At 49.4% G+C, this 9,213-nt stretch carries 3 protein-coding genes; all 3 read right to left on the bottom strand.

Annotated features, from left to right (window positions below):
• Window positions 1–2,889: fibronectin type III domain-containing protein (locus E1163_RS05645; RefSeq protein ID WP_185155976.1), on the bottom strand; the 2,889-nt coding region annotated here is incomplete at its 3' end.
• A gap of 6 nt (window positions 2,890–2,895) precedes the next feature.
• A complete protein-coding gene (locus E1163_RS05640) occupies window positions 2,896–5,844 on the bottom strand; it encodes a DUF6443 domain-containing protein (protein WP_155170373.1) in 2,949 nt (982 codons plus the stop codon).
• A 10-nt stretch (window positions 5,845–5,854) separates the two neighbouring features.
• The coding region (locus tag E1163_RS30435; protein WP_185155975.1) for a hypothetical protein at window positions 5,855–9,213 on the bottom strand (3,359 nt) is incomplete at its 5' end.

Raw genomic sequence — 9,213 nt, 5'->3', positions numbered from 1 at the left:
ATTGCTCAGGTAAATATAGGCAAAGCCTGCCTTGTCAACAACTACATCATTGAGAACTGTAAGCCCATGGCTGTTGGCCGTCCCCTCTATTTGTGCATGCCCATGTTTGTAAGGGCCCATATGTTCATCAAACAGGATGTAGTTCAGGTATGCCGCAGGCCTGCCATCCCCCGCATCGTTGCCGTTCACCAACATGCCTGCCCCGTCCGCATTGCTAAAAGCATTATAAGTCGATTGCTCGTAGGCATTGCCACCACTGGCTCCGCCAAAAGCACCGGCTACGGCCATCAGTACTGCATTGGCAGGTTGGAGGCTGCTATAGTCCCCTGTCTCGTAGTAGCTGTAGACCTGCATGTCCAGCTTATCACCGGGGCCTACAGGGATACTCAAGGCAGCACCGGCTGATATCTGATTGTTCAGGCCTATGACTTCATCGTCTCCCGTCACGTTGATGTCGCTATGGGCTGCATCTGCGCTGGGGAACTTCACCCTTGCACTGTCTATGCCTCCATATAGCTTTTCTTCCCCTTCCGCTGTCTCGCTTTCAAACCTGGCCGGGAAGTCGATGGTTTTTGGCTTTGTGGTAAAAGTCAGGCGGGTATTTCCCAAATGGTCCCGCAAATGGTACTGGTATTCAAATTCCCCCGTAACTTCATCTTTAATTACCCTGCCTTCTTCATGGTGGACCATGGCCAGCCGCCTATTGCCCCGGGCGTCGGTTTCATAGATCAGCTCCCCGATATACTCTGTCTTTTTTACCAGTGTGCCACCGGCATCATACTCCTCCCGGGCGTACTTTACGCCTGCGGCATCATACAGGTATTGGATGTACCTGCCGTCCGATTTCCCTATTCTTACCGGCAGGTTAAGGTGGTTGTACTCTACGGTATCGATTCCTTTGTTGCGGTCTTTTGTCATGTTACCATTGGCATCATATGAATAATCAGGACCCGCTTCGCTTCCGGTATGTTTGTTGGCAAAGCCTTTCCACCCGGCCTGATCTTCTATTGACTGCAACTGGTTGCCGTTGGAGTAGCTGTACTGCAGGGCATCGATGGTACGCATGCCGCCCTCATAGGCCTGCCTGTTGAGGCTAAGGATATTGCCGTTCAGGTCGTAAGCAATGTGGGGCACACTAAAGCCGCCCTGCTTATTGTCCCAGGTACCGGTGGCCGAGGTGCCACTGGCATATTCGGCTTTTGTCAGCCTGCTTGCGGCGTCATAATGATAAGTGTAAAGCTGCTCGTGGCTATCGCCGTGGGCTTTCCATTTTATGGCTGTAATATTGCCATTGTACAGGGGCTGGTGGCTCAGCGTACTCTCCGTAGCCACAGGGGCAAGGGTTTGCACTGAGGTGCGGGCATAAAGTACGCTTTCATGGCCGTCGGTGGCTATTAACCGGTAGTAATAGGTAGTATTGGGAGCCAGGTTATGGTCGTGGTATTCGCCACCCGCCACTGTAGCTACTGGGGTAAAGCCACCGGTGGCTTGCTCTGACCGGTGTATTTCATAGCCCAGGCCGGGAAGGGTATCCCACTCCAGGTAGACGCGGTCAAAGTCGGTGGCTACCGCACCCAGCGGGTTTGTAAATGATACCCTCACTTCTTTTATTACCGCCTCAAAATGATACAGGGACACGTCTGCTGTCAAAGGTGTAGCGGAAGGTGTAGATGAGGTGTACACTACAGTACCATTCTGCTTATAGGTTATGGTGGTGCCTGTTCGCTCTATGCGTAGCAGGTCGCCATCTGCAAAATCGCCTATACCGGCTTTGTTCTGCCCCTGTTCACTAACTACAAGGGTATTTATGCTGCTGAGTTTAAATGCATAATCTATGTTGTTGGTAGCATCGGTACTGGTCTCTGTAAGTCCTATGTACCTTTCATGACTGGTGGCACTGGCTGTAAATTCTATCCAGCCATCCACTCCGGCGGGCAGTATTTCTTCAGAAACGGCCCCACCGTTATCACCTCCCCAGCCTGCGGTTTTTATAATACTGTTATCCTCCTGTACCTCCACACCTGTCAGTGCTGTCCATGTTACCGGCGTACCGACTGGGGCAGGGGCCGTAGGCGTGGTGACCTGCACTTCATTGCTATATCCTGAGTCTCCCGAAGCATTGTAGGCTTTCACTCTATAGGTATACGTGGTGCCAGGGGTGATTTCACCGTCCACATAAGTAGTGCCGGGGGCTATATCGGCCAAAGTTTCATAGCTGCCGCTGTTAACCTTTCTTTCTATAGTATAGCCCGCTTCCGTGGTAGCATTATCCTCCCAGGTAAGCACGTTCCGGCCAGCCTCCCCGGTCACGGATAAATTACCGGGAGCTATGGGGGGTGTCTCTGGCTGGCTGCCAAATAGTAAGTTGACATTGTTAATAGCCCCGCCTGAATGGTAGAGGGATACATCTACGATCAACGGGGTAACTGATGGAGTTGTAGAGGTGTGGACGATACCACCTTTGTGTTTATAGTAAATGGTGGTCCCTATCCGCTCTATACGCAGCACGTCCCCGTCTTCAAAGTCGCCTATTCCTTTCTTATTTTCTCCTTTCTCACTGACCACCAGGGTGTTGGTGCTCGTGATCTTAAAGGCATAGTCTATGTTATTTGACTGGTCGGTACTGGATTCTGTAAGGCCGGCGTACCTTTCGTAGTTTGTAGCGTAGACGGTCAGTTCCACCCAGCCATCAACCCCGGCTGGCAGGGTTTCGTGGGAAACGGCCCCTCCATTGTTGTCCCCCCACCCGGCTGTTTTCAGCAGGCTGTTGTCTGCCTGCACTTCTACCCCTACCAGGTCTGTCCAGGTGACAGGGGTTTGCGCCAGGGCGGCACTGGAAAGTATGGCGAAGAATATTATAAAACAGGTGTATCGATAACGGTTTTTCATATCTGCTTATTCTTGTGGGGCTCCGTTTGAAGATTGATTATTAAAGATCAGGGGCTCGTTATGGTATAGCTCCATGCCAAACAGGTCTTTATGGTCATCGTTTTCATTCTGACCGGTGACCAGGTCAAGGTGGCTGCTGTTAATACTTTTTAACCAGCCTCTGATGTTGTAGCGATAGTCTATACTCTGGCGTGAGATACCTCCTTCCACATGCAGGTTTTTCTCTTCCAGCTCTCCCAATTCATTGTATTTGTTCTCGGCAAGCAGTACTTCTCCCTGAGCCTGGTCATTTGTATAAAGCTCGTGATAGCCCTGTACCAGCCTGCCGCTATAGTCGTAAGTATAGCGTCTTTTTATCCCTACAACATCATTGTTCTCTTCGTATGATGTATAGGTAGCTAATACCAGGCCTGCAAAACTGTACAAACTGCTTCGTCTTTCTTTCCCCACGTGGTTATCGGCAACGGATTGAATGGCCCTGTATTGATCATCATAGTAGATTGTGCTGTGCAACCAGGTGCCTGCCCCATCCATCAATTGTGTTTTGCTGCCTGTCAGCAGGCCTTTCACCTGGTTATTTGCTAATGTGGGGTAGGTGTATTCGCCCTGGGCACAGCTTTCAGTGCCAAGCTGTGCAGGGTCGTAATCATAAGCTGGCCCAAAGCCGGGAAGGGCCTTAAACCCGTAATCGTCGTAGTAGTTGACGGTATAGTAATCATCGGCAGCTACACCCGTAGGAAAACTCCTGTCGGTGTAGCCGTGCAGGCCTGAACCCGGATCGAATTCTTCATGCCTGGTACTCCGGGGCGCTTCCAGGTAATGGGCATCTACGTGGCCTTGCATGGCGGACTGGTCCATAGTACTTGCGGGAACATATTTCCCTGTGGCTATGGGCCTGTCATAGACATCGTATTTAGCGAATGTCCATACGCCAGCTTTTCTTTGATTACCATCCTGGCTCAGCACTACACGGTCCCTGTCATCGTAGACGAGGTATACCCAGTCTGCTCCCGGCACGCGTGCTTCGGCCGGGCGGTCAAGGTGGTCATATTTATACTGAAATGTCCAGCGGTCCAATAAGTCTTGCGATGGGGTGAATGGCGCAGCGGGTGTGCCTATTTCTTTTACGGCCTCCGGGGGCAGTACATATCGAAGGTTGCCATAGCGGTCATATACGTAATAGGTGTCAGCCCAGGTTTCTGAGGACTGCTCGCCTACCGGCTTTCGTGTCAGCACGGTATGCCCTTCGGCATCATCAAAGCGGAAGTACCTGTGCCCCTCTTCGTCATAAACGGCTACTTTATGTAGCTCACCTGCTCCATAAGTATTAAATAGCACAAGGCCGCCATCAACTGTAAAACGAAACAGCCCTTCACTGCCATCCGTGAAAGTGTAGCTGTATTTGAGTGTATTATCCGAACCCGGCTGCCAGTCGTCCCCAACAAAGCCGGACTCGCGAAGGGCTGACCGGGGTGAATTGTCAACATTTTTCCTGACAAACGGACTGTTCGTTTGTCCCTGGTAATATTGTCCCACTTTTGATTTCCAGTCGGTTACAAATTTCTCCGGCCTGGTGTCGGTCACATACGGAAGCCATGAAGTGGTTTCCCTGCCAGAGGCATCGTACTCATATGTTTTTACAATATGGTTGTCGTTTTCTCCATAGTATATGGCCTGTTCAGGCCGGCCCATCCCGTCATAAAATACCAGTGATTCGACTTTGTCACCTGCCGGTAGCGCCATTACTTCGGCTTCGTTCTTTATGCCTTCTTTTTTGATGGTCACAGTGTATTTATAGCTCCTGTTTTCTTCTTCAAGGGCATGCCTGACCAAATAATAATCTGAAATATCGTAGCCACTCACTCCGGCCCTGGTCACTTTTACCGCATAATGCCCTTCTTTGGTAACCTCGAGGGTACGGCTTTCTTCCCCTTCAATGGGCCCATACTGATCATACCACTGATAGGTATCGAAGCTTTGGTTTGTAGTCAAGGTTACTGTGGTCTGGGCGAGGTCAAGAGTGGAGTTGCCGACAGGTAGTACTTTTGGCCGCTCATAAATAACCACCTGCACTGGTGTGCGAGGCCCATCGCAACCATTGCTTCCAACGCCTGCCACATAATAGGTGGCGGATTGGGAAAAAATATTCTTCCAGCTTTTATCTACACTGGCCAGCGGAGTGGTAGCTGTAGCACTGCTGTACCAGTTGTATTTTACAGCATTTGGTGTTGAAGCGGTCAGGTTGAGGTATCCTTCTCCGAACCTTTTAGTGTTGTTTACCGAAACTTCTCCTGGGGAGGGGGCCACTACTACGTATTTGCTCACACTGGACCCCCAGCAGGAAGAAGTCCTGCTTCTTAAATAATAGGTGCCGGTAGTGGTGGCCCGGTAGGTGGCACTGGCATCGGCCTGGCTGGTGCCACTGCTGTTTGTTCCCTGCCAGTACCAGGTAACTCCTGAAGGAGGTGTACCTCTCCTTAGTATATCATTATTGCAGCCTTCGAGGGTCGGCACTGACGGTGCGGAGGGGTTGGCCCGGACCGTAACGGTTACACTTCCTGAAAAGGTACTCCACAGGTTGCTCCCAAAATCAAAGGCACGAAGATAATAAGTACCACTGCTCCTGGCAGTATAGCTCGCCGTTTCATGGGTTTTGCTGGTGCCTGAAGAGCTGGTTTGCCAATACCATTTTATACCTGCCGGTGGCGTGCCTGACCGGGTCAGGGTTTTGTTGCCGCAATAGTTAGTAGAGGCTGTTGGGTTTGGCGGGGCGGATGGTGGCTTGGTAGAACCGCCACCATCACCGCCACCTCCATCATCCGGAGGTGGAGGCGGCGCTGCGTGTTCTGTTTCGGTGCTCTCCCCTTTGGTCTGGGATTGGGCTGATGAAAAAGATAGGGTTACCAGTGTAGCTATCAATAAAACCTTTATATATGATAATCTGAAAATGATCATTACTGTTCTTTTAAAATTCTTCACAATCAATTGATCTCTTGCCTTTTAAGAATACTTCGTCATACACCGAGTTGCCAAAGTCATCGGTGATGGCACACCTCAACGTACCGGACCCCTGAAAGGTATAGGTGATCACAAACTGACCCGTTGCGATAGTAGTAAACTGGCTTGCCTGGTGTTCTCTAAACTGCCACTTCACATGATAAGACCCACACCCGTTTCTCGCTGTACCATATACTTTGATCACATCACCGGGGCAGTAATCCCACTTTTCCCCATAAAAAATTTCAAATTCATCCATTTGAAGGCGGGGCAGTTGTGCATCGGTATTCACGTGATAGTAAATGGTTTTGCTATTCAGGGCACGCTCATCGGTCACGGTACACTTTAATGTATAGTACGCTTCACATGTATAAACCTCTTTAGTACTTATGCTACTTCCGGAGTAACTTAAAGGGAAATGCTGGTTCTTTTCATTAATATAGGACCAGTTATACCTGAGTTTTCCGCAGCCGCCATCAGCAATTACTTTTAGCATGTCCCCCTCCAACTGAAAGTTCGCTGTTATCGGGTAGGTTCCTGTCGGATCTTCACAGGGTGGTAAATAGTGGTTGTGATAGCTGAACTGTTGCAGTATGTTTTCGTCCTTATCCCGCACCCTGACCAGGCTCCCGGCTTCATCGTATTCGTTGTGGGCCAGGTGGTTGTTAAGGTCTGTCCGGGTGATAACCTGGGACTTGTCATTGTAGGAGGTCGTGGTCATGGTGCTGCCTGCAGGGTATACTTTTATCTCGTCCAGGGCTTCTCCTTTATTTATAGTAGCGCTAAACGGCCCGGTATAAAGGTGCCATTCGCCGTTTTCGAGGTACCAGTAGCTCAATTCGTATTCCTTACCGGCCTGGGGAGTGAAAGGAATAGTATAGCTGCCTCCTTCATGGCTATAGAGCCCTGCTTTGGCTTCTTCGTGGCAACACGTTTCAAAGCCGTTGTAATACACGTCCGAAGCGTCGGCCTGGCTCACCTGCGCTACCGGCAGTATCTTTTCCTGGTCCCAAACGATGGAATGCTTATCTCCTTTACTTAAGGTTGTAATTAAATTACCATATCCATCATAGGTAAAGTCAACTCTTTTTTTATAGTTCAGTGTACTGATCGACGGGATTTCTGATTCGTCAACTCCCCCCTCGGGGGCCCGCTCTAACCTGTAAATAGCAGCAGGAACCATTTCAACGCCTCCATTTAGCTCATTGTCATTTGTTTTAAACTCGGTCACCTGTCCGTTTAATATAGTGGCCCCTGTATGGTCGGTGCGTGTGGTGTGGCTCTCGATTACCGCTGACTTGATGTTCTCACCTATCAACTCATCGCAAAAGCCAATGCCCGGATAGTCTGCTGCATAGGTGTAGCTCTCTCCTAATGTTATGTTGCCCGGTAAATGTTGAATTACCTGCTTTGGGTAGTTATCACTGGTATAGCTATAGGTAGATGAAACCTGGCGGCTATTGCCTTCATCCCCATATTCCCTGGTACTCACTTCATCCAAACGTGCTTTTTTAACGGGCAACTGCTTATAGGTAAAGCCACACACTTTATCTTCATGTCCTGCTACAGGCCCGCTGCCTCCATTGAGGTATATCTCACGAATGGCGGACTCGATCCCCCCGTCACCTTCATTGATAAGCTCTGCGGTAAGTTGCAGCACCGGTAAATGGGATTCTTCAAATATTTCGTATTCGTAGTTGGTGCTTGATATAAGCCTGTAAGTATTGTCTTCACGGGCGTATTGTTCGTGCATACGCACTTTGCCGTACAGGAAATCCAGGGGCGTCCTAAGCATGCTGTTACTGGTATTGTTGTAGCCTTCTGAGGTTACGGTGGTGCTGAGGACCTTTTCATTATAAAATTCAAACTTGTGCATACCGCTTCCGGTCTCTTCTGTTTGGATAACTTTATAACTCACCACTGGCTCTAAACCCCAATAGTTGTCTATCAGGCTTGTACGTATATTGGCTTCCCGTAAAGTCCAGGAACCGCTGGCATAATACCATTTCTCTCCGGCATACCGGGTTAAAGGCAACACTTGTAATGTTCCGGAAGTTGTTCCATCGGGTAGCTTATATTTATAAGTAGTGGTGGTTACCGAGCCGGTCCCATCATGTGATTCTATTTTTGCTATTCGATGGCCTCCTCCATAATGGTACGTTACGCCTCCTGCATCTGTCAGGGCCTCTTTGAAATCGTGAGGCTCGTAGGTATATACTACTTTCCTGCCCAGGCTGTAGGCGATCTCTTTTAGCAGGCCAGAGGGACTGGCAGAAGGCTTTTTACTGACTCCCGATAAGGAGACCGTACTTTCTAAAAGGCTATTAAATGTTACGTTGGGAAAGGCCCCACCTTCAGGGTTTGAATTATAGTAGCCCCAATAGTCGGTGCTGCCATAATCCCTGGATATACTATTTTTGTCGAAATACGTAAATTTTGTCTCTGCATAAGCGTTCCTGGCAGACCCCCGGTGTTCGGATATTTTTTCCAGCCATAATTGAGGGCCTTGTTCATGCTGAAACTCAAAATGCTTAAGGACTTTTTCTACCTTCCGGTTGTCATTGGCGGCGTGCTTATATATGTGAATGCTCTTCAGCCGTCTTCCTTCGCTACCTTCCCGGGCTGCTGAGGCAAATTGTGCCGACCAGGCACTAAGGCCTGAGTTTAAGGTGATTTTCTTTAAATAAGGGGTGTTATATTGCAATACCGTATGGCCAACTTCAATTTGTGACGCCAAACCGGGGGCATGGTACTCGGCCCTTAAAGGGTCTTTTAATACGGGCACGGCAACCTGGTCATATATAAAAGAGATTGTCTCTCCATTGGGATAGATGATTTCCCGGATGAACCAGGCCGTTACAACCTGGTTATCTGTATCATCGGCCTTTGCATACTCAACGAACCCGGCTCCGCCAAAACGATAAACAATACCGGAATGGTCTTTGACCTCCCAGGTTTCAAGCTCATTGGCGGGCAATTCAAAATCGAGGTGGTCAAAGCCCGAGTGGATAACTGTGCCATCCTGACCCAAAAAAAACTTTCCTGACCGACCGGGGAAAGTATAATAAAACTGGTCCGGGTGAGTATCATATCCTTCTATGAGGTACTTATTTAACCCGGCAGGCCCTGCATTTTGTATAGATGCCGGTAGTTCGCTCCCGATGTACCCTTTCTCTGAAAAATCATCTGAAGACTGTACCACCCGGGCTATCACTCCTCCTGCAATCAGCGACCAGCCTTCTCCTGCCCAACCTGAGTAAAGGTTATGGTGCGGGGTTTGGGTATGGTACCTCAGGGAAATAGGCAAGGCAGCCTTTCTTCCCTTTA

The sequence above is a fragment of the Fulvivirga kasyanovii genome, assembly GCF_009711405.1.
Lineage (GTDB): Bacteria > Bacteroidota > Bacteroidia > Cytophagales > Cyclobacteriaceae > Fulvivirga > Fulvivirga kasyanovii.
Note: the sequence above shows the minus strand (reverse complement) of the source record. Positions and strands in the feature narration are given on the sequence as shown.

Coding starts and splice junctions, on each gene's coding strand:
- E1163_RS05640 (WP_155170373.1), bottom strand. CDS start 5,844: ATGATCATTTTCAGATTATCATATATAAAGGTTTTATTGATAGCTACA.